At 67.3% G+C, this 25433-nt stretch carries 19 protein-coding genes; 6 read left to right on the forward strand and 13 right to left on the reverse strand.

From position 1 onward, the window contains the following. Window positions 1-25: 25 nt before the first annotated feature. The 6 genes from prmA to EHV23_RS00225 all read right to left on the reverse strand — a co-directional run bounded on the left by prmA (window position 26) and on the right by EHV23_RS00225 (window position 5253). A complete protein-coding gene (gene prmA, locus EHV23_RS00200; protein WP_125094181.1) occupies window positions 26-1066 on the reverse strand; it encodes a 50S ribosomal protein L11 methyltransferase in 1041 nt (346 codons plus the stop codon). Window positions 1067-1227: 161 nt separating this feature from the next. Next, window positions 1228-2583, reverse strand: a complete 1356-nt coding sequence (gene accC, locus EHV23_RS00205; protein ID WP_125094182.1) for an acetyl-CoA carboxylase biotin carboxylase subunit — start codon at window positions 2581-2583, stop codon at window positions 1228-1230. 19 nt (window positions 2584-2602) lie between these two features. Further along, window positions 2603-3082, reverse strand: coding sequence for an acetyl-CoA carboxylase biotin carboxyl carrier protein (gene accB / locus EHV23_RS00210; protein WP_125094183.1), 480 nt, complete (start codon window positions 3080-3082; stop codon window positions 2603-2605). 71 nt (window positions 3083-3153) lie between these two features. Further along, the gene (gene aroQ, locus EHV23_RS00215) at window positions 3154-3636 is read right to left on the reverse strand and encodes a type II 3-dehydroquinate dehydratase (RefSeq protein WP_125094184.1); all 483 of its coding nucleotides are present in this window, start codon (window positions 3634-3636) and stop codon (window positions 3154-3156) included. A gap of 12 nt (window positions 3637-3648) precedes the next feature. Next, window positions 3649-4386 (reverse strand): TlpA family protein disulfide reductase, encoded by a 738-nt coding sequence (locus tag EHV23_RS00220; RefSeq protein ID WP_125094185.1) that lies wholly within the window; start codon window positions 4384-4386, stop codon window positions 3649-3651. A gap of 150 nt (window positions 4387-4536) precedes the next feature. Then, window positions 4537-5253 (reverse strand): UDP-N-acetylmuramate--alanine ligase, encoded by a 717-nt coding sequence (locus EHV23_RS00225; protein WP_125094186.1) that lies wholly within the window; start codon window positions 5251-5253, stop codon window positions 4537-4539. Between the two features lie 517 nt (window positions 5254-5770). On the opposite strand from EHV23_RS00225, the gene mpl reads away from it, so the two are divergent. From mpl to mgtE, 5 genes are all read left to right on the forward strand, one after another. Next, a complete protein-coding gene (gene mpl / locus EHV23_RS00230; RefSeq protein ID WP_238990209.1) occupies window positions 5771-7288 on the forward strand; it encodes a UDP-N-acetylmuramate:L-alanyl-gamma-D-glutamyl-meso-diaminopimelate ligase in 1518 nt (505 codons plus the stop codon). Between the two features lie 408 nt (window positions 7289-7696). Beyond that, a complete protein-coding gene (locus tag EHV23_RS00240; protein WP_125094188.1) occupies window positions 7697-9682 on the forward strand; it encodes a ribonuclease catalytic domain-containing protein in 1986 nt (661 codons plus the stop codon). Window positions 9683-9691: 9 nt separating this feature from the next. Next, window positions 9692-10573, forward strand: a complete 882-nt coding sequence (locus EHV23_RS00245; protein WP_125094190.1) for a hypothetical protein — start codon at window positions 9692-9694, stop codon at window positions 10571-10573. A 211-nt stretch (window positions 10574-10784) separates the two neighbouring features. Next, complete coding sequence (locus EHV23_RS15710; RefSeq protein WP_238990210.1) at window positions 10785-11906, forward strand: shikimate dehydrogenase; 1122 nt, start codon at window positions 10785-10787, stop codon at window positions 11904-11906. Window positions 11907-12278: 372 nt separating this feature from the next. Then, complete coding sequence (gene mgtE, locus EHV23_RS15715) at window positions 12279-14624, forward strand: magnesium transporter (protein ID WP_238990211.1); 2346 nt, start codon at window positions 12279-12281, stop codon at window positions 14622-14624. 128 nt (window positions 14625-14752) lie between these two features. Here the strand turns inward: mgtE and moaC are convergent, their stop codons facing one another. After that, complete coding sequence (gene moaC / locus EHV23_RS00260; RefSeq protein WP_125094192.1) at window positions 14753-15238, reverse strand: cyclic pyranopterin monophosphate synthase MoaC; 486 nt, start codon at window positions 15236-15238, stop codon at window positions 14753-14755. 88 nt (window positions 15239-15326) lie between these two features. On the opposite strand from moaC, the gene EHV23_RS00265 reads away from it, so the two are divergent. After that, window positions 15327-16874, forward strand: a complete 1548-nt coding sequence (locus EHV23_RS00265) for a beta-barrel assembly-enhancing protease (RefSeq protein WP_125094193.1) — start codon at window positions 15327-15329, stop codon at window positions 16872-16874. A 124-nt stretch (window positions 16875-16998) separates the two neighbouring features. Here EHV23_RS00265 and EHV23_RS00270 read toward each other — a convergent pair whose 3' ends face one another. The 6 genes from EHV23_RS00270 to glnE all read right to left on the reverse strand — a co-directional run bounded on the left by EHV23_RS00270 (window position 16999) and on the right by glnE (window position 25353). Beyond that, window positions 16999-18960: an alpha-amylase family glycosyl hydrolase gene (locus EHV23_RS00270; protein ID WP_238990212.1), complete on the reverse strand. Its 1962-nt coding sequence runs from the start codon at window positions 18958-18960 to the stop codon at window positions 16999-17001. Then, complete coding sequence (locus EHV23_RS00275; RefSeq protein WP_238990213.1) at window positions 18954-20219, reverse strand: ABC transporter substrate-binding protein; 1266 nt, start codon at window positions 20217-20219, stop codon at window positions 18954-18956. Before EHV23_RS00275 ends, EHV23_RS00270 begins: the two co-directional genes overlap by 7 nt. A gap of 122 nt (window positions 20220-20341) precedes the next feature. Then, window positions 20342-20779 (reverse strand): YybH family protein, encoded by a 438-nt coding sequence (locus tag EHV23_RS00280; RefSeq protein WP_125094195.1) that lies wholly within the window; start codon window positions 20777-20779, stop codon window positions 20342-20344. 109 nt (window positions 20780-20888) lie between these two features. Continuing rightward, on the reverse strand, window positions 20889-21092 hold the full coding sequence (locus EHV23_RS00285; protein ID WP_125094197.1) for a zinc-finger domain-containing protein: 204 nt from the start codon (window positions 21090-21092) through the stop codon (window positions 20889-20891). Between the two features lie 203 nt (window positions 21093-21295). Continuing rightward, window positions 21296-22222 (reverse strand): branched-chain amino acid transaminase, encoded by a 927-nt coding sequence (locus EHV23_RS00290; protein WP_125094199.1) that lies wholly within the window; start codon window positions 22220-22222, stop codon window positions 21296-21298. 374 nt (window positions 22223-22596) lie between these two features. Further along, window positions 22597-25353, reverse strand: coding sequence for a bifunctional [glutamate--ammonia ligase]-adenylyl-L-tyrosine phosphorylase/[glutamate--ammonia-ligase] adenylyltransferase (gene glnE, locus EHV23_RS00295; RefSeq protein WP_125094201.1), 2757 nt, complete (start codon window positions 25351-25353; stop codon window positions 22597-22599). Window positions 25354-25433: the final 80 nt, after the last annotated feature.

The raw sequence follows: 25433 nt of genomic DNA on the forward strand, positions 1-25433 counted from the left end.
GGTGTGCCAGTCAACGTCACCGCCTTCAGACAGGCCGGCTGCCGGTCAGGCAGGCCCAGCCGTCACGGGTGCGCCAGGCGTGTACCTGCAGAACCGGGTCGTAATGCCGGGCCACTTCGTCGATCTGCCGCTCCAGTACACCCGAGAGTACCAGCCGTCCGCCCGGCGCCACCAGCGACGACAGGATGGGAGCCAGCAGCTTCAGCGGGGTGGACAGGATGTTGGCCACGACGAGCTGGGCCGGCGCCGGCAGGGCAGCGTTGCCGTCGAGCGCCGTGACCTGCACGCGGTTGATGCGGGCGTTTTCGGTGGTGCTGAGTACGGCCTGCGGGTCGATGTCGATGCCGATGACCTCGGCGGCGCCCAGCCGGGCAGCGGCAATGGCCAGAATGCCCGATCCGCAGCCGTAGTCGATCACGCGCAGGCCGGCCACGTCGTGCTCGTCCAGCCACTCCAGGCACATGCGGGTGGTGGGATGGCTGCCCGTGCCGAAGGCCAGGCCCGGGTCGATGATCAGCGCCTCGCGATGGCCGGGCTGTGCTTCGGCGGCGTGCCAGCTAGGCAGGATGAGCAGCCGCTGGCCGACAGGAATGGGGTCGAACTGCGCCTGGGTGATGCGCACCCAGTCCTGGTCGTCCACCCGCCGGGTGGCCAGCACGGCAGGCAGGGGCTTCTGCAGCGCTGTGGCGGCCTCGTCCAGTACCGCCTGGATGTGATCCGGGAGGACCGCGACGCTGGCGGGGGCTGCTGCTGCCGTGGACGCTGTTTCCGGGGTGCCCGTCGCTGCCGGCGGGTTGGGGGCGCCGGCCGACTGCGCCTCGCTGCCGTCGAACAGCACGGCCAGCCGGGTGCGCTTCCAGCCGAAGGTCTGGGGCAGGTAGCCGTCTCCGGTGCCGGGCAGGCCGGCAGGGACCGGTTCGCCAAAGAGCGGCTGCTCGTCGGGCGAGTCGGCATCGGCGTCTTCGGCCTGCACCGACAGGGCGCCGGCCTCCAGCAGGGCATCGGCCCAGGCTTCGGCCTCGTCCTTGTCGACTTCGAGGGTGATTTCGGTCCAGGTCTGGGTCATGGGATATGTTTGGGATCCCTGCACCGGGACGGTCATGTGCCGGTGCAGGGAGTTCCGGCAGGGCTGCCGGTGTCAGGAGGCCGCCTTGCGCCCGGCCAGCATCCTTTACTGGCGACATCGGGCGTCTGCCTTGCGCCCGGGCGGCGTTTTTTGCAGGCGATTCAGGCGTTTGCCTTGCGTTCAGCCAGCATTTTCTCCAGATAGTGGATGGATGTGCCGCCTTCGTTGAAGCGCCTGTCTTCCATCAGGTCGCGGTGCAGGGCGATGTTGGTGCTGATGCCCTCGACCACCATTTCCGACAGGGCGATGTTCATGCGCTGGATGGCCTGGTGGCGGGTTTCGCCATAGCAGATCACCTTGCCGATCATGGAGTCGTAGAACGGTGGCACGAAGTAATTGTTGAAGACATGCGAATCCACCCGCACGCCCGGACCGCCCGGCGGATGCCAGTTGGAGATGCGGCCGGCCGAGGGGATGAACTTGTACGGGTCTTCGGCGTTGATCCGGCACTCGATGGCGTGGCCCTTGATCTTCACGTCGTCCTGCGTGAGGCGCAGTTTTTCGCCAGCGGCGATGCGGATCTGCTCCTGGACCAGGTCGATGCCGGTGATCAGCTCGGTGACCGGATGTTCGACCTGCAGGCGGGTGTTCATCTCGATGAAGAAGAACTCGCCGTTTTCGTAGAGGAACTCGAAGGTGCCGGCGCCGCGGTAGCCGATGGCCTTGCAGGCTTCCACGCAGCGCATGCCGATCTTGTGAATGAGGTCGCGGGCGATGCCGGGGGCCGGGGCCTCCTCGATGATCTTCTGGTGGCGGCGCTGCATCGAGCAGTCGCGCTCACCCAGATAGATGGCGTTGCCGTGCTCGTCGGCCAGCACCTGGATCTCGATGTGGCGCGGGTTTTCCAGATACCGCTCCATGTAGACCGCGCCGTTGTTGAATGCGGCCTGTGCTTCGCTGCGGGTGGTGGCCACCGAGCCCAGCAGTGAGGCTTCTTCGCGCACCACGCGCATGCCGCGGCCGCCGCCACCGCCGGCCGCCTTGATGATGACCGGATAGCCCACCTTGCGGGCGGTTTCGAGAATTTCCTTCGGGTCGTTGGGCAGGGCGCCGTCGGAACCGGGCACCACCGGCACGCCGGCCTGCTTCATGGCGTCCTTGGCCGAGACCTTGTCGCCCATCAGGCGGATGGACTCGGGGCGCGGGCCGATGAAGACGAAGCCGCTGCGTTCGACCTGCTCGGCGAAGTCGGCGTTTTCGGACAGGAAGCCGTAACCGGGGTGGATGGCACCGGCGTCGGTGACTTCGGCGGCGCTGATGATGGCCGGAATGTTCAGGTAGCTGTTGCGCGAGGCGGGCGGCCCGATGCAGACCGACTCATCGGCCAGTCGCACGTACTTGGCCTCGGTATCGGCCTCGGAATGGACCACCACCGTGCGGATGCCCATTTCGCGGCAGGCACGCTGGATGCGCAGGGCGATTTCGCCCCGGTTGGCGATGAGGATCTTCTCGAACATGCTGGTTGCCCGCCGTGGATTATTCGATGATGAACAGCGGCTGACCGTATTCGATGGGCTGGCCGTTTTCCACCAGAATCTCGACCACCGTGCCGGCAAATTCCGACTCGATCTCGTTCATCAGCTTCATGGCTTCGATGATGCACAGCGTGTCACCCACCTTGACGGTGGTGCCCACCTGTACGAACGGGTCGGCTTCGGGGTTGGGGGCACGGTACAGCGTGCCGACCATGGGGGACTTGACCGTCTTGCCACGCGGGGCTGCCGGTGCAGCCGCCGCCTGAGCAGGGGCCGCCGCGGCGCCGGGCTGCGCAGCCGGGGCGGCCACGGCGGCCTGGCTGGCCGGAATCTGCACGACCTGGGCGACGGGGGCCTGGGCGGCCGACGGCGGCGGCGCCTTGACGATGCGCACCCGGCCTTCGGCCTCGGTGATTTCGAGTTCCGAAATGCTGGACTCGGCAACGAGATCGATCAGGGTTTTCAGTTTGCGCAAATCCATGCTGGGGATTCCTGATGAGTAGAGTAGGGCCGTCTGGCCTGGTTGTGTCTGAGGGGTGCCGGTGGACGGGGTCAGTGGCTGGCCGATGCCGGCGGTGCAACACCAAGTTCGCGCAGCGCGTATCGTAGCGCGGCTTCATAGCCGAACGCGCCCATGCCCACGACGGTAGCCTCGGCGAGATCGGAGAAATACGAGTGGTGGCGGAAGGGCTCGCGCCGGTGCACGTTGGACAGGTGCACTTCCACGAAGGGGATGGCCACGGCGGCCAGTGCATCGCGCAGGGCCACGCTGGTGTGTGTATAGGCGGCCGGGTTGATGATGATGAACGCGGTGCCGTCGGTGCGGGCGGCCTGGATGCGGTCGACCAGGGCGCCCTCGTGGTTGCTCTGGAAATGCGCCAGCGGCACGTCATGCTGACGCGCGATGGCGGCCAGGTGCGCGTTGATGTCGGCCAGCGTGGTGCGGCCGTAGACCTCGGGCTCCCGGGTGCCGAGCAGGTTCAGGTTGGGGCCATGGATGATGAGCAGCCCCTTTTTCTGGCCAGATGCGTTCAAGATCGTGCGCGCTCAATGCAGATCGCCGGATTTTAGCATTGAACGGAGCGCTTCGATATCCAGTGCACCGCTGTGGCGCCAGTGAATCTGGCCCTGTGCATCCAGCACCACGGTAAAGGGCAGGCCGCCCTTCTCGTTGCCCCACTGTTTTGACAGGTTCAGGGCCTTGTAACCGGCCATCAGCAGGGGGAAATCGATGCCGGGCGTCTTTTCGGTGAACTTCTGCACGTGGGGCCCGGAGTCGGCGGCAATGCCGATGATGGTGGCATCGTCACCCAGCTCGCGGGCCAGGTTGGCCAGGTCCGGCATCTCGCGGATGCACGGCGGGCACCAGGTGGCCCAGAAGTTGATCACTACCGGCTTGCCCTTCAGGGCCTTGATGTCCAGTGTCTTGCCGCCGAAGACGGGCAGGTTCAGGCCGGCCAGCGTGTCGAGCGGGGTCTGGTCGGTGGCGGCGGCCTGAGTGGCGGGTTTCTGTGCCGTGGCCGGTGTGGTGGTGGCCTGGGCGAGCTGCACGGGGGCGCTCGGGGCAGTGCCCTGCGTAGTGGCTGGTGCTGATACGCCCGGCTGGGCTGCCTGGGCCGAGAGGGGCAGCAGGGCGGCCAGCATCAGCGTCGGCAGGAGGCGGCGGGCCTGCATGGGGCGGGCGGCAGGTTCGACGCGGTGGGCGTGGCCAGTATGGGGCTGGCCGCTGGTGGCATGTTCCGTGGCGAAAAATCGGGCGGAAACGGAAAGCAGGGAATGGTTCATCGGACAGTCTCGTTTCAGGGGTGAGGCAGGCCGGCGTCAGGGAAAACGTGGCTGCGCCGGCCCGGTCGTTCTTCCGGAAGGGTGAAAGGCCGGGATGCGGAGCAGTGCCCGCCATGGTCTTTCGTCAGCGGATTCGTCTGGCTCAGGGGGTCACCTGAAGATGTTTGCCGCCAGTCCCGACATCTCGTCCAGCTCGTCGGCACGGCGGCGGGCGGCATCGCCGGCGGGGTCTGCCTCCGTGAGGGGAACCGGGGGAGGGGCGGACAGCAGCCGTCGCAATCCCGCCAGGTCGCCGCGCTCGCTGCCCTGGGTGCCCCGCAGCGCGCCGCGCAGGTCGTCGTGGCCGTACAGCGAGATCATCACCGGCAGGCCGTCGCGGTCGTGAAAGACCAGGGCGGGCACGTCGCTGCCCCGGCCGGAGAAGTGGGAGACCTCGACCACGTCGTAGTCGATGCCGGCATCCAGCAGCTGGATTTCCAGCTCCTTGGCCTCGTCGGTGAAGCACTGGATGTGCAGCACGGCGTGTTCGGCCACCACCCCCTTCCAGGCGGCTCCGGCCAGATAGGGGTGATGGTCGGCCAGCCGTTCCAGCCAGACCAGCCCCGCCTCGCGGTACTGCTGCACCCGTGCGGCGTGTCCCGGGTCGAACAGGTCCAGATGCTCGCGCAGCGCCCGGTCGATTTCTTCGTTGGTGGGCACCAGCCCCGACGGGGGCGTGGTGTTGCCAAAGGCCCGGCGCAGCGCCTTCTGTTTGGCGCTCTGGTAATCCAGCGCGCTGTCGGCAATCAGCCGGGCGGCCTGGTCGGCCACCTCGGCGCGCAGATCGTCGTGGGCATCCCCGGGCAGGGGGGCGAGGGGGGCAGTCATTGCTGAACAGGACAGGCCTGCTGAAACAGGGTCGTGAAAGGCCGGGCTGGCGGACGGGGCGGGAACGGCAGACAGGACCGGATTGTGGGCGATGTACACCCAGTCCCGTGTGCCGGCAGCTCCTTCAACGTGCACATCCCGCAACAAGTTTACCGGGGATTTCGGGCGTGTGGTCTACCTGGCCGGCGGTACTTCTGTTCACTGGGGTGCAGCTTTGTTTTTTGCAGCGGGTGGCCTGTCTGGAGCGGATCGCTGTCGTGCGCCGCACAACCCGCCTGCCGCCCGGCGGCCCGCAACGGCGGCCGGGCGGCACAACCTGCGCAGGGGCGAACAGGCTCATGACACGCTCTAGAATGGCTGCATGCACCCGTGCGTGTCATGGGCCGGTCCATCCCCGCGAATAACGCCTCCGGGTGCGCCCGTATGGGGCATGAACGGCCTGGTCGGCCCCATGGCCCGGTTCGCTCACACTACCTGTGGCGATGACCCGCCGCACACCAACACAGCAGGGCAGTACATGCACATCCATATTCTCGGAATCTGCGGCACCTTCATGGGGGGCGTGGCCGCCATCGCCCGCGAGGCCGGTTTTCGCGTCACCGGCTGCGATGCCAACGTCTACCCCCCCATGAGCGACCAGCTGCGCGCGCTGGGCATCGATCTCATCGAGGGCTGGGATCCGGAGCAGCTGTCGCTCAGGCCCGATGTCTTCGTCATCGGCAACGTGGTCCGGCGCGGCAATCCGCTGATGGAGGCCATTCTCAACCAGGGGCTGCCCTATGTGTCGGGGCCGCAGTGGCTGGCCGAGCAGGTGCTGGCCGGGCGCTGGGTGCTGGGCGTGGCCGGCACGCACGGCAAGACCACCACGGCCTCACTGCTGGCATGGATTCTGGAAGCGGCCGGGCGAGAGCCGGGCTTTCTGATCGGCGGGGTGCCGGGCAACTTTCCGGTATCGGCGCGGCTGGGGCGCAAGCCGTACTTCGTCATCGAGGCCGACGAGTACGACACCGCCTTCTTCGACAAGCGCTCCAAGTTCGTGCACTACCGCCCGCGCACGGCCATCCTGAACAACCTCGAATACGATCACGCAGACATCTTCCCCGATCTGGCGGCCATCGAGACCCAGTTCCACCATCTGGTGCGTACCGTGCCCGGCGAGGGGCGCATCATCTGGCCGGACGATTCGGATGCCCTGCAGCGCGTCATCGACCGCGGCTGCTGGAGCGGGCAGGAAACGCTGGGCGTCCGCGGCTGGCATGCGGCGGATGTGCGGGAAGAGGCCGATGCCACCGTTTTCACGCTGATGCGCGGCGATGAAAATCTTGGCCCGGTGCGCCTGCCGCTGGCCGGTGCCCACAACCGGGCCAATGCGCTTGCGGCCATTGCGGCGGCCGACCACATCGGCATCACGCCGGCCGAATCCATCGCGGCGCTGGCCCGCTTTCAGGGCGTGCGCCGCCGGCTGGAGGTGCGTGGCACGGTCAACGGCGTGACCGTCATCGACGATTTTGCCCACCATCCCACCGCCATCGCCACCACCATCGCCGGGTTGCGGGCACGCATGCAGGCGTCGGCATCCGCTGCGGGCCAGCACGGCCCGGTGGGCGCGGCCGGTACCGTGGTGGGGGCAGGCGGTACGGGTGCCATGGCGGGTGTCGGCGGTACGGGCGCCGCAGCGGGGGCTCATGCCGGGCGTACGCTGCCGGTGACCAACCAGAAGGACGCCCCGGCCGGCCGCCTGCTGGCCGTGCTGGAGCCCCGCTCCAACACCATGCGTACCGGCACCATGAAGGACCTGCTGCCCGGCAGCCTGCAGGATGCCGATCGGGTCTTCTGTTACGCCGGCGGCGTGGACTGGGATGCCGAATCGGTGCTGGCGCCCCTGGGTGACCGGGCAAGGGTGTTCCGGACCATGCCCGAACTGGAAGCGGCCATTCTGGCGGCAGCCCGCCCGGGTGACCAGATTCTGGTGATGAGCAACGGCGGCTTCGGCGGCATCCACAGTCGGCTGCTGGCGGGGTTGCAGGGGCGATGATGCTGGATACACGCTGATTCGTCCTCTGTGGCTTCCTGTCTGCCCCGCCAGACAGCCCCGTAACCCATCCGCAGTGCGGCGCCGTTCGTCGGCGTTGCGACCACGGGACGCACGGGCACGGCGATCATCACTTTCCGGCCCTCACCGGGAAAGGGAGAGCCGCCTGCCGTTGCCTGCCAGACCCGTGGGGTCGGGCGCCGCTCCGGCCCTGCAGAAAGCGCCCGAAAGGGGGGCTGCAGGCCGTTCGGTTCCCGCTTGGGGCGGCCCGTATAATGGTTCGTCTGTCCGGAGCGCAGGGACGAACGAGTCCGTCACGCGCTCTGCCATGCAACGGCGCAGCAGCACCCCGCGCCCGTCGCAGATTCCTCTGCGGCGGCCAGGCGCGGACCGCCCCCAACATTCCCGTCAATGAGTCAACACCATCTGCTATTCGAGGAGGCCGGTCAGTTCAAGACGGGCACCATTCTGCAAGACGCCGGCGCCAGCCTGCAGGTGGAGCTGCCCACCGGCAAGCGCGTCAAGGTCAAGCAGGGCAATGTGATGCTGCGCTTCGATGCGCCCGGCCCGGCCGAGATGCTGGCCGAGGCCCTGCAGGAAGCCGAGAACATCGACATCGATTTTCTGTGGGAAGTGGCCCCGCAGGAAGAATTCGACTACCAGCTGCTGGTGGACGAGTATTACGGTGAAAAACCCTCCGTCGTGCAGCAGACCGCCATGCTGATGCGCCTGCATGGCATGCCGGTGTATTTCTACCGCAAGGGCCGTGGCCGTTATCGCCCCGCGCAGCCTGACACGCTGAAGGCCGCGCTTGCCGCCATCGAGCGCAAGCGCCTGCAGGAAGAGGAAATCCGCCAGCTGGCCGCCGATCTCGAGGCCGGCCGGCTGCCGCCCGTCATTGCCGGACACGTGCCCGACCTGCTCGTGGGGGCCGACAAACAGTCGGTGGCCTGGCGCGCGCTCGATCTGGCCTGCCAGCAGACCGGCCTGTCGCCCGAGCGCCTGCTGCTGAAGGTGGGGGCGCTGCCTGGTGCGCGGGCCGTGCACGAACAGCGCTTTTTGCGTTCGCATTTTCCCGGCGGTACAGGGTTTCCGGCGGCGCTGGCCCAGTTCCAGCCGCCCGCACTGGACCATCTGCCCGAAAGCCCGGTCGAAGCCTTTTCCATCGACGATTCCAGCACCACCGAAATCGACGACTGCCTGTCGGTGCAGTGGCTCGATGACGGCCTGGCTCGCATCGGCGTGCACATTGCCGCCCCGGCGCTGGGCATCCACCCGGCCGATGCCGTGGACCAGGTGGCGCGCGAGCGCATGACCACCGTCTACAGCCCCGGCGCCAAGATCACCATGCTGCCCGAAAGCGTGGTGCGCAGCTTTTCACTGGACGAGGGCACGGTGCGGCCGGCGCTGTCGCTGTATCTGGACATCAACGTCGAGACGCTGCAGATCGCCAACGAGTTCAGCCAGGTGGACCGCATCCGCGTGGCGCGCAACATCCGCCACGACGAGCTGGAGCCCTTCGACACCGAAGCCCAGCTCGAGGCCCGTCCGGCGCCCGGCGAGCCCGATCCGCTGGCAGGGCTGCCCTTTGCCGATGCCTTCCGCCTGCTCTGGCGCTTCACGCTGGTGCTGTCGGCCGAGCGCGACCGGGTGCGTGGCCGGCCCGAGCAGCGCTCGCGCACCGACTTCACCTTCCGCATCGACGGCGAGCACGTCGACATCATTCCGCGCCGCCGCGACGCGCCCTTCGACCGTATCGTGGCCGAGATGGCCATTCTGGCCAACTCGCGCTGGGGCCGGCTGCTGGCCGACCATGCCGTCTCGGGCCTGTACCGCTCGCAGAATTTCGGCCGCGTGAAGATGTCCACCCACCCCGCCATCCACCAGGGGCTGGGCGTACCGCAGTATGCATGGAGCACCTCGCCGCTGCGCCGCTACGTGGACCTCATCAACCAGATGCAGCTGGTGGCGGTGCTGGAGGCGGAAGTGCCGCCTTTCACCATGAATGACACATCCCTCTATGCCATCGTGTCTGCTTTCGAGGCACGCTATGGCACGGTGGGCGAATATCAGCAGACAATGGAGCGTTACTGGTGCCTGCGCTGGGTGGCGCAGCAGCCCGAAAAACGTTTCCAGGCCGTGGCCATCCGTGACGAGACCGTCCGCCTGGCCGACGCCCCGCTGTATTTTCAGGTTACGGGCCTGCCGCCGATGAGTGCCGGCCAGCCCCTGCTGGTAGACCTGCTGGAATGGGACGAACTGGACCTCACCGTCCAGGCGCGTGCCGTCCGGCTGCTGGCCGATCCGCACGACTCCGACCCCGTCGGGGCCGAGGCGGCTCCCGGTCCGGACGCCGGTTCCCCGCAGCCTGCCGTGGATTCGATCGATACGGAGTGATTTGCCCAAATGGCCGCTGCTGCTACGCCATGGTTTCGTGCCCTCAACCGGATGGACCCGCTCACCGTCGGCATCGTTGCATCGCTGATCGTGCACGGTGCCATGCTGGCGGTCCGCTTCACCGCGGCCGACCCGAACCGCTTCCTGCCTGCCGAATCGCAGCTGGAAGTGGTGCTGCTCAACGCCTCCACCCAGGCCAAGCCGGTGAAAGCCGAGGTGCTGGCCCAGGTCAACAGCGAGGCCGGCGGCGACCACGACAAGGGTCGTGCCCGGTCGCCGCTGCCCGCCTCGGCGCAGAACCGCGACGGCGACACCCTGCAGGCGCAGCAGGCGCGCATCCAGCAGCTGGAGGCCGAGCAGCAGCGACTGCTGGCGCTGAACAACGACAACGAGTCCACGCCGCAGAGCAGGCCACAGCCCGACGCCAAAACGGCCGACCGCAGCGAGCAGGAAGCGCTGAAGCAGCAGATCGCCCGCATGCAGGCGCAGATCGACCGCCAGCTGGAAGACTACGCCAAGCGCCCCAAGCGCCTCACCTACGGCGTGAACGCCACCGGCGTCAACTATGCCCGCTACGTGAATGCCTGGGCTGACCGCATCGAAAAAATCGGCACCGAGCGCTTCCCCGAAGAGGCGCGCGGCAAGATGTACGATGCACTCACCGTCACCGTCGAGCTGGACAAATATGGCAATGTGGTGGACGTGCTGATCAACAAGAAATCCCGCTTCGACGTGCTCAACCGCAAGGTGAAGGAAATCGTGCTGGCCGGCGCCCCGTACGACGCATTCACCGCCGACATGCGCAAGGACGGCGATATCCTGCAGATCGTCCGCACCTGGACCTTCACCAACGGCAGCCTGCAGACCGCGTCGGCCAAACAGAGCAAGTGAGTGGGGCCTGCACGGGCATCTCCGGTTTCTGGCCGGGGCCGGCACGAAAATGCGCGGGTCCATGACAGGTCGCAGGGGCAGCGTGTGCGCGGTGAGTTCGGGCAGATCCCTTCGGGCTCTGGCACAATGAAAAACGGCGCCATGGTGGCGCCGTTTTTCATGCCGGTACCGCACATGCGGGGTGCCGGTTACCGGCCATGAGGCTCCGTTCATGACGCATTCTGCCCCCTTGACCGCCACGCCTGCAGTCCCCTCTGCTGCTGCGGTTGCTGCCAACGCCAATGCTGCCGCAGCCGCCACTGCCGACGCAGCCGCTGCCAGCCCTGGCACTGCCGCCCCCGACCGCTATCTCGTCGTCGGCAACCCCATCGCCCACAGCCGCTCGCCCGAAATCCACGCCGCCTTTGCTGCCCAGACCGGGCAGCACATCCGCTACGAGCGCCGGCTGATCGACACCGAACCGGCGGATGCCTTTGAAGCAGCCATGCGCCATTTCTTTCTGGAGGAGGGCGGCAAGGGGGCCAACGTCACGCTGCCCTTCAAGGAGGCTGCCTTCCGGCTGGCCGATGTGCGCAGCCCGCGGGCCGGGGTGGCGGGCGCCGCCAACACGCTGAGCTTCGTGGACGGGGAGATCGTCGCGGACAACACCGATGGTGCGGGGCTCGTCAACGACATCCAGCTGCGACTGGGCGTTTCGCTGGCGGGCCTGCGCGTGACCGTGCTGGGGGCCGGCGGCGCAGCCCGGGGCCTGATGCTGCCGCTGCTGCAGGCCGGCGTGTCCCGGCTGGTGGTGGCCAACCGTACGGTGGCCCGCGCGCAGCAGCTGGCCGATGATGTGAATGCCTGTCTGGCAGCCCAACCCCTGGCGGCAGCGGAGGCAACGGGGGCAACAGGGACAACGGATGCAACAGGAGCAATGGGTGCGGAGGCACCCGCAGAGAAGATGCCTGCCGGTACGGCAGCGTCAGCAGGTGTGGCGGGAAAGGAGGGCGTCGTTGCGCAGCAGGCGCCAGCCTGCCGCATCGAAGCCGTGGTGCTGGCGGATGCGCCCGTGGCCGACGTGCTGATCAACGCCACCTCCGCCGGCCTGCATGGCGATGGCCCGGCCCTGAATCCCGCGCTGTTTGCCGGCTGCCGTCTGGCCTACGACTGCATCTACGCCAAAGACCCGACACCCTTTCTGCAGCAAGCCGCCGCTGCCGGCGTGCCGCAGCACAGCGATGGTCTGGGTATGCTGGTGGGGCAGGCCGCCGAGAGTTTTCGCATCTGGCGTGGCGTGATGCCCGATATGGCCCCGGTGCTGGCCATGCTGCAAGGGCACGCGCCGGGGTAAAACTGCCTGGCAGACAGGGCGGGCATTCCATTTTTCAGATACACCCATGCAGCCGCGCGCCCAATGCGCTACCATCGCCCCGCGCGCAATACGCCATGTCCGTTTTCGCCTTGCCGGCCCTGCCGGCACCGGTGCACTTCCTGCGGCGCCTTCCCGCAGAAACCGGCCCGCCGGGCCGGAGCGTGTCATGGATTCTTCGCCTCCGCGAAACCCCCTTTGAGCGGGCCGCCCCGGTAGCGCCGGGGGCCGCTCACCGGGCCGGTGCTGCCCGGGCCGCGTGCCTTTTGTCGCCCAGCATTCCCCTTCATCTGCCCCCATGCCGGCTGCCTGTCCGTGGCCAGCGGCGTGGGCCCGTCCGTGCGAGTGCGCACCATGAACACGTCACCCGTCGATCCGCGGCCGGCCGCTGCCTCGTTGCCAGATTCTGCCGAAACCGGGCCGCGCACCGATGCGCAACCCGCCGTGGCTGCCGAACAGCCTGCGGGTGTGCCGGCTGTTCCTGACGCGGCCGGGCACATACCGGCCGCACCCGAGGCGGTTGGACACACGCCGGACGCTCCTGCGGCTTCTGCACACACGCCGGCCGCTCACGAGGTGGCTGGGCATACGCCGGATGCCGTGAAGGGCGATGTCGTACCCGATCTGGCCGTGGCGGCCGTGGCCGCCATTGCCGCACAGGCAGGCGCAGATGCCGCGTCCTCTTCTCCGGCTGAAGAGGGGACGGGCGCGGTAGCCAGCCCGGCGCCTGCTGGCCCGTCCGCGGCTGACGGGCAGGGGTCTCCTGCCGGGACCGAAGGGGGTGATGCTGGCAATGGTGTCATTGCGGCCAGCCCGGCGCCCACCGTCGGCCCAGCCGGCGATGAGCCGGCTTCGTCCAGCGAGCCTGCAACCGTGGCTGCCGAACCCGAACCGCCCGTGCCGGCCCCGCAGGTCAATGTGGTGCCGCGTGACGCCGAAGAGGCCCAGCACGCCCTGGCCGAAGTACAGCTGCTGCTCGAGCGCTACGCCTTCGCGCTCGACACGGCGCGCTACTACCCCGAGTCCGTCCAGCAGCAGCCTCCCGCCAAACGCAAGGGCGAGGGCAGGGCCGATGGAAAGACCGGCAGCAGGGACGAAAACCGGGCCGACGGCAAAACCGGCAGCCGGGATGACGGGACCATCGGCAACCGGGACGATGGGGATGCGCGTGAAACGGATGCGCAGACCGGCGCCCACGCAGACCGCCAGCAGAGCGGGGAGGCGGCCGATGGCACATCAGGCACCGGCGAGAGCGCCAGGGAACAGTCCGGCGCGGGTATGGCCGGCAGCACGGCAGCCGATGCCGGCGCAGGCAGCGGTGCAGGTGCCGGTGCCGGCGCAGAAGCCGGCACGGACGACACCGCGGATGCTGACGAGCCCGTCCGCGAACCCGAGGGCAACATCTACCTGACCCAGCTGCGCGAGCGCCTGGCCAGCCTGCACGCGGCCGACATCGCCTATGTGCTGGAGGCCCTGCCGCCGGACGAGCGCCGTCTGGTCTGGGATTCGGTCAAGCGTGAAGTCGATGGCGCCGTGCTGCTGGAAGTGTCCGAGCCGGTGCGCGAGGCCCTGATCGACTCGATGACCGAGGCCGAGCTGGTGGCCGCCGTCAAGGACCTCGACGCCGACGACGTGGCCGATCTGGCTGAGCACCTGCCGCCCGCCGTGGTGGAAAAGGTCCAGCACGAGCTGACGCCCGAAGAGCGCGAACAGCTTCGCACCGCCATGTCGTACCCCGACGATTCGGTGGGCGCGCGCATGGACTTCGAATTCGTGCGTGTGCGCGAGGACGTGACGCTGGAAGTGGTGCTGCGCTATCTGCGCCGCTTCGACGAACTGCCGCAGCACACCGATCAGGTGTTCGTGGTGGACCGCAACGGCATCCTGATGGGCAGCCTGTCCATCGAACAGGTGCTGATCAACGAGCCCGACACCGAAGTGTCGGCCGTCATGCACCGTGACGTGCTCTCGCTCGATGCCGACGACGAAGTGGGCGAGGCCGCCCAGGCCTTCGAGCGCTATGACCTGATTTCCGCCCCGGTGGTGGACCCGCACCACAAGCTGATCGGGCGTCTCACCATCGACGAGGTGGTGGACGTGATCCGCGAGGAAAGCGACGCCGATGCCCTCAATCAGGCCGGTCTGCGCGACGAGGAAGACCTGTTCGGTTCCGTCTGGCAGTCGGCCCGCAACCGCTGGCTGTGGCTGGCCGTCAATCTGGTGACGGCCTTTCTCGCCTCGCGCGTCATCGGTATTTTCGATGGCACCATCGAGAAGGTGGTGGCACTGGCCACCCTCATGCCCATCGTGGCCGGTCTGGCCGGCAACTCCGGCAACCAGACCATGGCGCTGATGATTCGCTCACTGGCGCAGGGACAGATCACCGGCAGCAACTTCGGCCGCCTGCTGCGCAAGGAACTCACCGTGGCCCTGCTCAACGGCGTGGTCTGGGGGCTGGTGGCCGGTTGTGCCACCTGGGCGCTGTATCACGACAGCAAGGCCGCCACCCTGCTGGGCGTGGCCATGGCGGTGGCCATTCTGCTCAACCTGCTGATCGGTGCGCTGCTGGGCGTGATCGTGCCCTTCGCGCTCGACCGGCTGGGCCGTGACCCGGCACTGGGATCCTCCGTGCTGCTGACCTTCTCCACCGACGGCCTGGGCTTCATGATCTTCCTGGGGCTGGCGACGATGCTGTTCTGAGCGGTGTGCGTCCAGTGCAGGATTCTGCGGCCCCGCCGCCTCGTCCTGTACGAACCGGCTGAGGTGCGGGAACGGGTGCGTCCATGGCACGCGCTTCCTGCGGCCACGCAGCGACAGGGAAAGGGTGGTCAACCGGCCTGATCGTTTGCCCGGTAATCCGACTTGCCGCCGTGTTTTTCCAGCAGCCGCACCCCTTCCATCACCATGCCCCGGTCAACCGCCTTGCACATGTCGTAGATGGTGAGCAGCCCCACCTGCACGGCAGTCAGGGCTTCCATTTCCACGCCGGTGCGGCCCGTGCATTCGGTGCGCACCTCGCAGCGTACCCGGCTGCCGGCCTCGTCCAGGGCAAAGTCGGCCGCCACCCGTGACAGCGCAATGGGGTGGCAGAGCGGGATCAGGTCGGCCGTACGCTTGGCGGCCATGATGGCCGCCAGTCGGGCCACGCCCAGCACGTCCCCCTTGGCCGCGGTACCCTGCCGGATGCGGGCCAGCGTGCCCGGCTGCATGCGAATCCATCCCTCGGCCACGGCCACGCGGCGGGTTTCGGCCTTGTCGCCCACATCCACCATGTGGGCCTGGCCCTGTGCGTCGAAATGCGTCAGATCATTCATCGTGCCATCATAGCAGGGTGGGGCGGTGTCGGCCGGCAGCGCGCCCCAACCGTTCTCCTGTAACCCGCATTTGCCAGAGAGGTTCCCGATGAGGCCGTCCAAGCCAGCCAGTCACGTCCCGCTGCCCCTGCAGGCTGCGGGGCCTGCGGCCCGGCGTCGCTGGCGCCGTCACCTGGGGGCCCTGCTGACCGCCTCCCTGCTGGTTACGCTTGGCCCCACCGGCGCCTGGGCCCAGATCGAACGCCTGCCCGACCTCGGCTCGGCCGACGGTGACGAACTCTCCGCCACCGCCGAGCGCAAACTGGGCGATTCGGTCATGCGCGAACTGCATGCCGATGGTATCGTCTACGACGACGCCGAACTCACCGATTTCATCAACCGCTTCGGCGGCCGCCTCACCGGCACGGCGCCGGCACGCGGCCAGCCCTTCGAATTCTTCATCGTCCGCGACCCCAGCATCAACGCCTTCGCCCTGCCGGGTGGGCACATCGGCGTGCACACTGGCCTGCTGGCCGCCGCCGGCAGTGAATCCGAGCTGGCCAGCGTGATGGGCCACGAAATGGGCCACGTCACCCAGCATCACATTGCCCGCATGCTGAAGAGGGGGAAACAGGCCCGCATGCTGGATATGGCTGGCCTTGTAGTGGGGTTGCTGGCCATTCGCAATAATCCCGAAGCTGGTGTCGGCACCATGGCGTTGGGCTCGTCGCTGGCCACCAGCGCCATGCTGTCCTTTTCGCGGGACGCCGAGCGTGAAGCCGACCGCATTGGCCTGCAGGTCATGCGCGAGGCAGGCTTCGATGTCAACGGCGCGCCCACCTTCTTCGGGCGCCTGCAGAAGCAGAACCGCTTCAACGAAGGTGGCGACACCACCGCCTACCTGCGCACCCACCCCGTCACGGCCGAGCGCATCAACGATCTCAAGCTGCGCATCCAGCAGCTGGCCGCCACGGCGCGCCCGCCGGCCGATTCCCTGGAATTCCGGCTGGTCCGTGCCCGTGCCCGCGCCATCAGCGCCGACGGCGTGGAAGACCAGAACGAGGTGCGCCGCTACTTCCAGGCCCAGCTGAAAACCGAAGGCGGAAAGAAAGACCCCGCCAACTGGTTTGGCCTGGCCAATGGCGCCTTCATCCGCCACGATGCCATGGCTACCGAACATGCGCTGGACGAGGCCGAAAAGCTTATCGGCAAGCCACATCCCTACATTGCCCGCCTGCGCATTGCCAGCCAGCTGGCCGCCGGCCGCGTAACCCAGGCCGATGAGGGATCGGCCGCGGCCGTCAAGGCATTTCCCAATGCCCGGGCATTGCTGCGCCAGCGCGCCGAGGTACTCAACGCCGCGAAGAAGTGGGACGAATCCATTGCCCTGCTGCGCAACGAAACCCGCCTCTACAAGAGCGATGCCGACATGTGGCGCATGCTGGGCGAAGCCTACATGGCCAAGGGCGAAAGGGGCATGTCACACCTGTCTGCCGCCGAGGGCTATCTGGTGCTGGGCTACCTGCAGCCAGCCATCGAGCAGCTGCGCCTGGCCCGCAACGCGGGCGATCTGGATTTCTACAACGGCTCGATTGCCGACGCCAAGCTGCGCGAAACCGAGGCGGCGCTGCTGCAGGAGCAGGGGGAGAACCGGTGAGCGCGTAGGGCCTGGATCAGCAGGACCGCATAGCACAATTGATGTGCCGGTAATCCTCCCAGTTTTTGATCACGCTCAGAAGTAGAACGATCAGTCGGTCAGGGCGTTTCACCCTTTTCTCTTGTCAACGGCCTGCCAATAAATGGCCTGCCAATTCCGGCTCGCGATTCAGCACAGCCCCTTCCCACGGCGCCAGCATCAGTACCCCATCCCGAACCTCGGCTCTCTCCAGCCCGCACCCGGTATCCACCCGGGCGCCTTTCCAGCCGCGCGGCAGCGTCAGCGTGGCGGGTTCTGCACTGAAGTTGAACACACACAGCAGTGCGTCCTGCACCGGTTGCAGATCTGTATGGGAGACCGTGCGCCTGTCCGGACGTTTCTGCAGGGCAGCATCACCGTGGTGACGTGCCGGCAGGCTGGATGCTGCGGCAGCGCTGGACCTGGAACCGGACCCGGGCATGGCCCCTGTCTCCAGCTGCCGCTCGAACGCCACGATCTGCGGATGCGACGGCAGCAGTTTCAGGCTGCCGGTGATCAGCGCCGGGTGCGTGCGGCGCCAGGCCAGCAGCTGGCGATAGAAGCGCAGCATCGACTGTGGATCGCGTTCCTGCTGGTCCACGGCCAGTTCGCGGTGTTCATCGGGCACCGGCAGCCAGGTTTGGCGCGCCTTCGAAAAACCGGCGTTGGGGCCACGCTTTTTCCACGGAAAGGGCGTGCGGCAGCCGTCGCGCCCCTTGAATTCCGGCCACATGCGAATGCCATAGGGGTCACGCAGCTGGTCGAAGGACAGGTCGGCCTCGGGCAGGCCCAGCTCGTCGCCCTGATAGATGCACGGGGTGCCGCGCAACGTCATCTGCAGGGCGGCGGCCAGGCGGATCAGCCGGTCGTCCGGCCCGGCGGCTTCTCCCCACCGGGTCCGCACCCGCTGCACATCGTGGTTCGAAATGGCCCACGACGGCCAGCCGTCCTTCACGATGCGCCCGAACTTTGCAAACACGCCGTGCAGGTACCCGGCCGTGTGGTGTTCGTTGAGCAGGTCGAAGCTGTAGGCCATGTGCAGCCGGTCGCCGCCGCGGGTGTATTCGGCAATCACCTGCAGGGCATGGTCGTCACCCACTTCGCCCACCAGCGTGGTGTTGGGGTAGCGGTCCAGCAGCCGGCGCATGCGCTGCAGGAACGGGATGTTCTCCGGCTGGGTCTTGTCGTAGACGTGTTTCTGCCAGCTGTACGGGTTGACGATGCCCAGCCCCGGGTCGTGCTCCTCGTCGCGGCGGATGGCCGGGTTGTCCTTCAGCGACGGGTTGTGGAAGTAGTAGTTCACCGTATCCAGCCGAAAGCCATCCACACCCAGCTCCAGCCAGAAACGCATGTCGGCCAGCAGCGCATCCTGTACCTTCCTGTTGTGAAAGTTCAGGTCCGGCTGGCTGGGCAGGAAATTGTGCAGGTAATACTGCATCCGCCGGGTGTTCCAGCGCCAGGCACTGCCGCCGAATACCGACTGCCAGTTGTTTGGTGGCGAACCGTCAGGTTTGGCATCGGCCCACACATACCAGTCGGCTTTCGGGTTTTTCCGGCTCTGGCGGCTTTCCACGAACCACGGGTGTTCTTCGGACGTGTGCGACAGCACCTGGTCGATGATGACCTTCAGCCCCAGTTCGTGCGCACGTGCCACCAGCGCCCGAAAATCGTCCAGCGTGCCGAACATCGGATCCACGTCGCGGTAGTCCGACACGTCGTAGCCGAAGTCGTGCATCGGGCTTTTGAAGAAGGGCGAGAGCCAGATGCCGTCCACGCCCAGCTTCGCCACATAGTCCAGCCTCTGGGTGATGCCGTTCAGGTCGCCGATGCCGTCGCCGGTGGTGTCCTGATAGCTGCGCGGGTAGATCTGGTAGATGACACCGCCACGCCACCATTCATCGTTGGGCGCACGGTCTGCAGACGGATTCGTGCCGCCAGATACCGCTGCAGCGGCCTTTGGCGTTGCGGAGGCCGTGGGCGTGGCGCTGGCCACTGGTGCCGTGTCCGTGACAGCGGGGGCATCCGCGGCAGGTGGCGGGGTCTTGTCGGGTACGGTTTCGCTCACCATTGTTCTCCCTTCAGGCGCGACAGGTCATCCTTCAGCTTTTTCGCGGCTTCCTCGCCGCGGGTCTGGCCCTTCAGCACCTCATGGGCCGCATCCCAGATGCTGGCGCTGACGGCGTTGTAGCGGGCGGCGGTGATGGCGGCCGGGCGCGGCACGGCCTTTTCCAGCACGTCATGCAGTTCGCCGAAGAAGGGCGAGGAGGCCTTGACCTCGCTGTCGCGATACAGTGCCGGGTACGTGGGCATGTAGGCGCCCTCGATGGCCCGGCGTTTCTGGATTTTTTCGCTGGTCAGGTACATCACCAGCTCGGTGGCCTGTTTCTGGTGGCGCGAATATTTCGATACGCCCAGCTGCCAGCCGCCCAGGGTGGCGCTCTGGCCCGCCTCGCCGGCCGGCAGCAGCGCCACGCCCACCTTGTCCTTCACGCGGCTGTCGGCGCCCTGCAGCAGGTCCCACACGTAGTGCCAGTTGCGCATGAAGGCGGCATTGCCGTTCTGGAACACGCTGCGGGCTTCTTCCTCGCCAAAGCCCAGCACGGTTTTCGGGGAGATGGTGCCCACCCACTGGGCCGCGCGGTCGAAGGCGCCGCCGGTTTTGGCCACGTCGATGCTGATCTGGCCGGTGGTGTTGTCCACGAAGGTGCCGCCGCCGTCGCTGTGCACCCATTCGAGGGCATTGCAGGTCAGGCCCTCATAGGCCTTGCCCTCCCAGACATAGCCGCTGAAATCGGCCCGGCCGCCCTGGCGTTCGCCCTCCTGCACCACGCGGGCGGCATGGGTGAATTCCTCCCAGGTCTTGGGCACGGGCTGCTGGTATTTGTCCAGCAGGTCCTTGCGGTAGTAGAGCAGGCCCACGTCGGCAAACCAGGGCAGGGCCACCAGCCGTTCGTGCACGGTGTTGTTCTGGATGAGGGCCGGGAAGTGCTTCTTCACCTCGTCGCTGGCGGCTTCCTTCAGGTCCAGCAGGTGTTCGCCGATCTGGGCCGGCCAGACCGCATCCACGATCACCACGTCCACGTCGGCGGCGTGGCTGGCGAACATTTTCTTGTAGAGATCGAGAATCTCGGTACTCGAATTGGGGATGGACAGCAGCTGGACGGTGTTGCCCGTCTTGCGGGCCCATTCGTCGGTCAGGCGCTTGCAGCTGTCGTAGTCCTGGCCGACGGTGCCACAGGAAATGGTGAGGGTGGCGGCCTGGGCAAGGCCCGCGCAGGCCAGCATCACGGCGCCGGCCAGCAGTTTGTGGGTCAAACGAAGGGTCACAGAACGTCTCCGCGTCGATCTGGCAATCGCGCGATCATAGCCGGAAACGCCGGAAAGCAGCGGCCAAACCCGCATGGCCCGGACCGCCTTGCCTGCGCGGGCGATGGGCTGGTGCTACGAGTTCAGTGCAGCTGCACCGGGGCCGGCGTGGTCAGTTCGATTTCGTCGCCGGCCTGCGAGGCGTGGTGCAGCATCAGCTGCCAGCCCTCGGGCGTGCGCAGGAACACATTGGTGGCGTAGGCCAGAAAGCGCTGCGGGGCCTCGTTGGGCGGGTCGAAGTCGAACTGCTCGATCACGTGGTGCACCGACACGGTGGCGGTCTCGAACGACTGCAGCTCGTGCCAGGTCACGCGCACGCCGCCGTGCTCGAACACGTCCTCGTGGGTGTCGCGGATGGCATCCAGCCCCGAAAGCCGCTCGCCGGAGGGCAGGATGCACAGCACGGCATCGTCATTGACCCAGACCGACATCAGCGCGTCCAGATCGGCATCGACCAGGGCCTGATAGTAGGTTTCCTGGGCGGTGCTGGCGCTGTGATGGAGAAAGGCGTCTGGGGTCATGAGGGCGAGTCGTGAAAGGGAGTAGGGCAGGGGAAAGGACAGGACGTGCGAGGGCTGGTCCGGCCCGGAGGCACCCGTGCCGTGCAGCCCGGCCCGGCACCCGGCCGGCTCAGTGTCCGGCGGGCAGCTTCGTGCCGGGCTTGAGCTTGTACAGGGTGCTGCAGTACGGACATCGGGCCTGGCCCTCGTGGGCAATGTCCAGAAACACGCGCGGATGGGCCGTGCGCAGCGTCATGTGCGGGTTGGGACAGAACAGCGGCAGGTCGGAGGCGTCCAGCTCGACGGCCACGTTCTGGGAAGATGGTTGATTCATCGGGACACCCAGGGTGAATGGATCGGCACCTTCCCCGCAGGGAAGGCTTCAGTCCGTGATGTTATCGCTGCCGGTGCTGGCTGTGCCGGCTTTCCGGCAGGCGGCACTGCGATACCGCGGCATGTGGTGGCATGCAACGTGGAAGAGAGGCGTGCCGGCACGGGTGTAATGGCACAGGCACCAGCAGGTCGCTGGCTGAGCGGTCAGCCGTTGACCGGCTGCAGCCAGTGACGGTAGGCCGGGTTTTTGCCCTTGACCACGTCGAAGAAGGCCGCCTGCAGCTTCGTGGTGACGGGGCCGCGGATGCCGGTGCCGATCGTGCGGTTGTCCACTTCACGGATCGGGGTCACCTCGGCGGCGGTGCCGGTGAAGAACACCTCGTCGGCGCAGTAGACCTCGTCGCGGGTGATGCGCTTCTCGCGGGTTTCGATGCCCATGTCACGGGCCAGCGTCAGCAGCGAGTCGCGGGTGATGCCGTCGAGGCAGGAGGCGAGATCCGGCGTGTACAGCTTGCCCTGCTTGACGATGAAGATGTTCTCGCCCGAGCCTTCCGACACATAGCCTTCGGTGTCGAGCAGCATGGCCTCGTCGTAGCCGTCGGCCAGGGCCTCGTTGTTGGCCAGGATGGAGTTGATGTAATGGCCGCCGGCCTTGGCACGCACCATCGAGATGTTGACGTGGTGGCGGGTGAAGGAGGAAGTCTTGACGCGAATGCCCTTGTTGATGCCGTCTTCGCCCAGATAGGCACCCCACGGCCAGGCGGCGATCATCACGTGCACCTTCACGCCGCGCGGCGACACGCCCAGCTTGTCGTCGCCCAGCCAGATCAGCGGGCGCAGGTAGCAGCTGTCCAGACCATTTTCGCGCACGACGGCCTTCTGGGCCTCTTCCAGCTCCTCGGCGTCGAAGGGCACGGCCATCTGGAAGATCTTGGCCGAATTCAGCAGGCGGCGGGTGTGCTCGGGCAGACGGAAGATGGCGGTGCCGATGTCGGTGTCGTAGGCGCGCACGCCCTCGAACACGCTCAGCCCGTAGTGCAGGCTGTGGGTCAGCACGTGGATCTTCGCGTCCCGCCAGTCGATGAGCTTGCCATCGAACCAGATTTTTCCGTCACGGTCTGCCATTGACATGATTGTTCCTCTCCACGACAGGGCGGGGCGGGCAGACGTCGGCTGGAAAAGCAGGGTCCGTGGGCCGTGGCCATTCGTGGGCCCGGGCCATGAACGGCGCCGTCAGGCTCCCTTCGCTCTGAAGAATAGTGATCAAAAAGGGGAAACCATTCTAGCAGCGGGGCGTCACGGGGGTGCAGTCTGTCGCATCCCCGGCAGCGTGCGGGAGCCCATGACATACGCCAGTCCCGGGCGACGTGTCCGTTCATGCGGACAGTCGCACGGCCTTGAGGGCGTCAAAGCTGGCCCTGGCTCCGGGCGCTGTACCCGTTCATGCGAACGGTCGCGCCGTGGATGGTTGCACAGCAGGCGCCTGCCGTGGGCACGGGCCGTGCTCAGGCATGCCCCGGCAGCAGCTTCTGCCACAGCGCCCGCACGGCCTCGGCCTCGGCCGCCACGGTGGCGTGCGGCACACGGGCGCGTTCGGCATCGTTGAGGCGGATCTCGTGCTGCAGCTGGCGGTAGCGGCGGTAGGCATCTCCCACGCTGCGGGCCTCGTCCATGGTGATCAGCCCGGCCGCTGCCGCGCGGCGCAGCAGCTCGATGTTGCCCCTGTTCTCGATCAGTTCGGGGTGATCGTGGCTGTACGCCAGCACCAGGAACTGCACCATGAACTCGATGTCCACCATGCCGCCGGCGTCATGCTTCAGGTCGAAGAGCCCCGTTTTGTTGGGGTGACCGTCGTGCATCTTCTGGCGCATGCCGCGGATCTCGGCCGACAGCGTGCCCAGCACGCGGCGCTGCGAGAGGATGTCGCTGCGCAGCTGTTCGAACACGGCGCCGATGCGCGGGCTGCCCGCCGCATGGCGCGCCCGGGTCAGTGCCTGGTGCTCCCACACCCAGGCCGATTCGTTCTGGTAGAGGCGGAAGGCGTTCTGGGTGGACACCAGCAGCCCGGCGTTGCCATTGGGCCGCAGCCGCAGGTCCACCTCGAAGAGCGTGCCGGCGGCGGTGCGGGTCTGCAGCCAGCCGGCCATGCGCTGGGCCAGCTGGGCATAGATGCGGGGCGCATCCTCGTGCGGGTCGTCGTACAGGAACACCAGGTCCAGATCGGACGAATAGCCAAGCTCCTTGCCGCCCAGCCGTCCGTAGGCAATCACCGAGAACTGCGGATCGGGCCGGTGCCGGCGCGGCAGGTTGGCCCAGCAGCGCTCCAGGGTGATTTCCAGCACCGCATCGGCCAGCGCACTCAGCTCGTCGCTCAGATGCTCCACGGTCAGGCGTTTTTCCAGATCCTGTCCCAGCAGCCGGAAGACGGCGCCGTGGTGCGCCTCGCGCATGGCGTCCATCTGGCGCTCCACGTCGGGGGCGGGGCGGCCATCGTCGTCCAGCACGCCGGGCAGCACGGTGGCATCGAGCTGCTCGCGCAGGTTCTGCGCCCAGCGGGGGATGTCCAGTGGTTCCAGCAGCTGGCCGCTGGCCAGTTCGTCGATCACCACCGGATGGCTGCGCAGATAGTCGCTGGCCCAGCGCGCCTGCGCCATCATCCGCAGCAGGTGCACGAAGGCTTCCGGATGCTGGGTGAGCATGTCCAGATACACCGAGCGCCCGGCAATGGATTCCAGAAAATCGCAGAGCCGCCCGATCAGCGTGTCCTGGCTGCAGGCTTCCGTCCCGGGCCGGAAATGCAGCGCCTGTGCGAGCAGATGCTCGACCATCTGCTGCGAGCTGTCGCGGGCCTTGCGGTAGGCGCGCGACTCGCGCAGCGCCCCGATGCGGCGCAGGCTGTCGTCGCCCGGCGCGGCGGGGGCCGGGGTGACGATGTCGGGGGGAGGCGGACGCAGGCCGGATGCCTCTGGCTGGGGAGCGAGCGGTGAACCGGTGTCCTGCAGCGCCGTGCGTCGCGAGGGGGCCAGCAGGTCGTCGAACACGGCTGCCACGCTCTGGCGTGCGGTGTGCAGCCGGGCATCGAAATCGCTCACCGCCAGCCCGAGCATGGCGGCAATGGCCGCGTGCTGCTGGGCATCGTCCGACAGCCAGTGGGTCTGTGCATCTTCCTGATACTGCAGCGCATGCTCCACCCGGCGCAGCAGCCGCCAGGCATCGAGCAGCTTCTGCACATCGCCTTCATCCAGCAGCTGGCGGCGGGCCAGCCGCTGCAGGGCTTTGGGGGTGCTGCGTTCGCGCAGGGATGGGTCCTGCCCGCCGCGCACGATCTGGAACATCTGCGCGCAGAATTCGATTTCGCGGATGCCGCCGCGTCCCAGCTTCACGTCGAAGCCGGCATTGTCGCCCTGGGCGCGGCGGGTCTCGGTTTTCACGGCTTCGGCGCGGATCAGGTCGTGCAGCCTGCCCAGCGCGGCAAAGGCCGGAAAATCCAGATACGGCCGGAACACGAAGGGCACCACCTGTTGCATCAGCTGCTGCTCGTCGGCACGCGTGCTGTCGAAGGGGGCCAGCCCCGTGTGCGCGATCACGCGACCCTTGAGCCACGCAAAGCGCTCCCACTCGCGTCCCTGTTCATGAAAATAGCTGCCCAGTGCCGGCAGCGTGGCAATCAGCGGCCCCACGTCGCCATAGGGGCGCAGGCGGGTGTCCACGCGAAACACGAAGCCGTCGGCCGTCACGCTGGAGAGCAGCTGGTTCAGGCGCTTGGCCATGCGCTCCATGTAGCGCGGATCTTCGCCGGCATCGCGCGCCACGTAGATGAGGTCGATGTCGGACGAGACGTTCAGCTCGCCGCCGCCCAGCTTGCCCATGCCCACCACCATCATGTCCTGTGGCCGGCCTTTGGCGTCGAGCAGGGTGCGTCCCTGTGTCTGCAGCTCGGTGGCGGCCACCTGCAGGGCATGGCGCACGGCCACCTCGGCCCAGTGGGTGATGGCGCCCAGCACTTCTTCCAGCGGGGCTTCGCTGCGGATGTCGCGCTCCATCAGCGCCATCATCAGCAGGTTGCGAAAGCGGCGCAGGGCCACTTCCGGCGGCTGGCCGTAGCCCTGGTGGCGTACCCAGGCTTCGTCGATGGCGACGGGGGTGAGGGGGATGCCGATGAGCGCGTCGAGGTCGGCCGGGCCGCCATCGGTACGGGTGGCGATGACCTGCAGGTTGCGGCGGAAGAAGGCGCTGTGGGGTTCAGCGGCGTAGGTGGTCATGGTGGGGGCTGCGCTTCACTTCGTCACTTCGTGGGGGAGAGCGCCGGCGCCGGGCGGAACCCCCTTTCGGCTTTGCTGCG

It is taken from the genome of Lautropia dentalis (genome assembly GCF_003892345.1).
Taxonomy (GTDB): Bacteria; Pseudomonadota; Gammaproteobacteria; order Burkholderiales; family Burkholderiaceae_E; genus Lautropia; species Lautropia dentalis.

Excerpts from the sequence above, each read along its gene's own strand:
- prmA (WP_125094181.1), bottom strand. The coding sequence starts at position 1,066 with ATGACCCAGACCTGGACCGAAATCACCCTCGAAGTCGACAAGGACGAG.
- accC (WP_125094182.1), bottom strand. The coding sequence starts at position 2,583 with ATGTTCGAGAAGATCCTCATCGCCAACCGGGGCGAAATCGCCCTGCGC.
- accB (WP_125094183.1), bottom strand. The coding sequence starts at position 3,082 with ATGGATTTGCGCAAACTGAAAACCCTGATCGATCTCGTTGCCGAGTCC.
- EHV23_RS00220 (WP_125094185.1), bottom strand. The coding sequence starts at position 4,386 with ATGAACCATTCCCTGCTTTCCGTTTCCGCCCGATTTTTCGCCACGGAA.
- EHV23_RS00225 (WP_125094186.1), bottom strand. The coding sequence starts at position 5,253 with ATGACTGCCCCCCTCGCCCCCCTGCCCGGGGATGCCCACGACGATCTG.
- mpl (WP_238990209.1), top strand. The coding sequence starts at position 5,771 with ATGCACATCCATATTCTCGGAATCTGCGGCACCTTCATGGGGGGCGTG.
- EHV23_RS00240 (WP_125094188.1), top strand. The coding sequence starts at position 7,697 with ATGAGTCAACACCATCTGCTATTCGAGGAGGCCGGTCAGTTCAAGACG.
- EHV23_RS00245 (WP_125094190.1), top strand. The coding sequence starts at position 9,692 with ATGGCCGCTGCTGCTACGCCATGGTTTCGTGCCCTCAACCGGATGGAC.
- EHV23_RS15710 (WP_238990210.1), top strand. The coding sequence starts at position 10,785 with ATGACGCATTCTGCCCCCTTGACCGCCACGCCTGCAGTCCCCTCTGCT.
- mgtE (WP_238990211.1), top strand. The coding sequence starts at position 12,279 with ATGAACACGTCACCCGTCGATCCGCGGCCGGCCGCTGCCTCGTTGCCA.
- moaC (WP_125094192.1), bottom strand. The coding sequence starts at position 15,238 with ATGAATGATCTGACGCATTTCGACGCACAGGGCCAGGCCCACATGGTG.
- EHV23_RS00265 (WP_125094193.1), top strand. The coding sequence starts at position 15,327 with ATGAGGCCGTCCAAGCCAGCCAGTCACGTCCCGCTGCCCCTGCAGGCT.
- EHV23_RS00270 (WP_238990212.1), bottom strand. The coding sequence starts at position 18,960 with ATGGTGAGCGAAACCGTACCCGACAAGACCCCGCCACCTGCCGCGGAT.
- EHV23_RS00280 (WP_125094195.1), bottom strand. The coding sequence starts at position 20,779 with ATGACCCCAGACGCCTTTCTCCATCACAGCGCCAGCACCGCCCAGGAA.
- EHV23_RS00285 (WP_125094197.1), bottom strand. The coding sequence starts at position 21,092 with ATGAATCAACCATCTTCCCAGAACGTGGCCGTCGAGCTGGACGCCTCC.
- EHV23_RS00290 (WP_125094199.1), bottom strand. The coding sequence starts at position 22,222 with ATGTCAATGGCAGACCGTGACGGAAAAATCTGGTTCGATGGCAAGCTC.
- glnE (WP_125094201.1), bottom strand. The coding sequence starts at position 25,353 with ATGACCACCTACGCCGCTGAACCCCACAGCGCCTTCTTCCGCCGCAAC.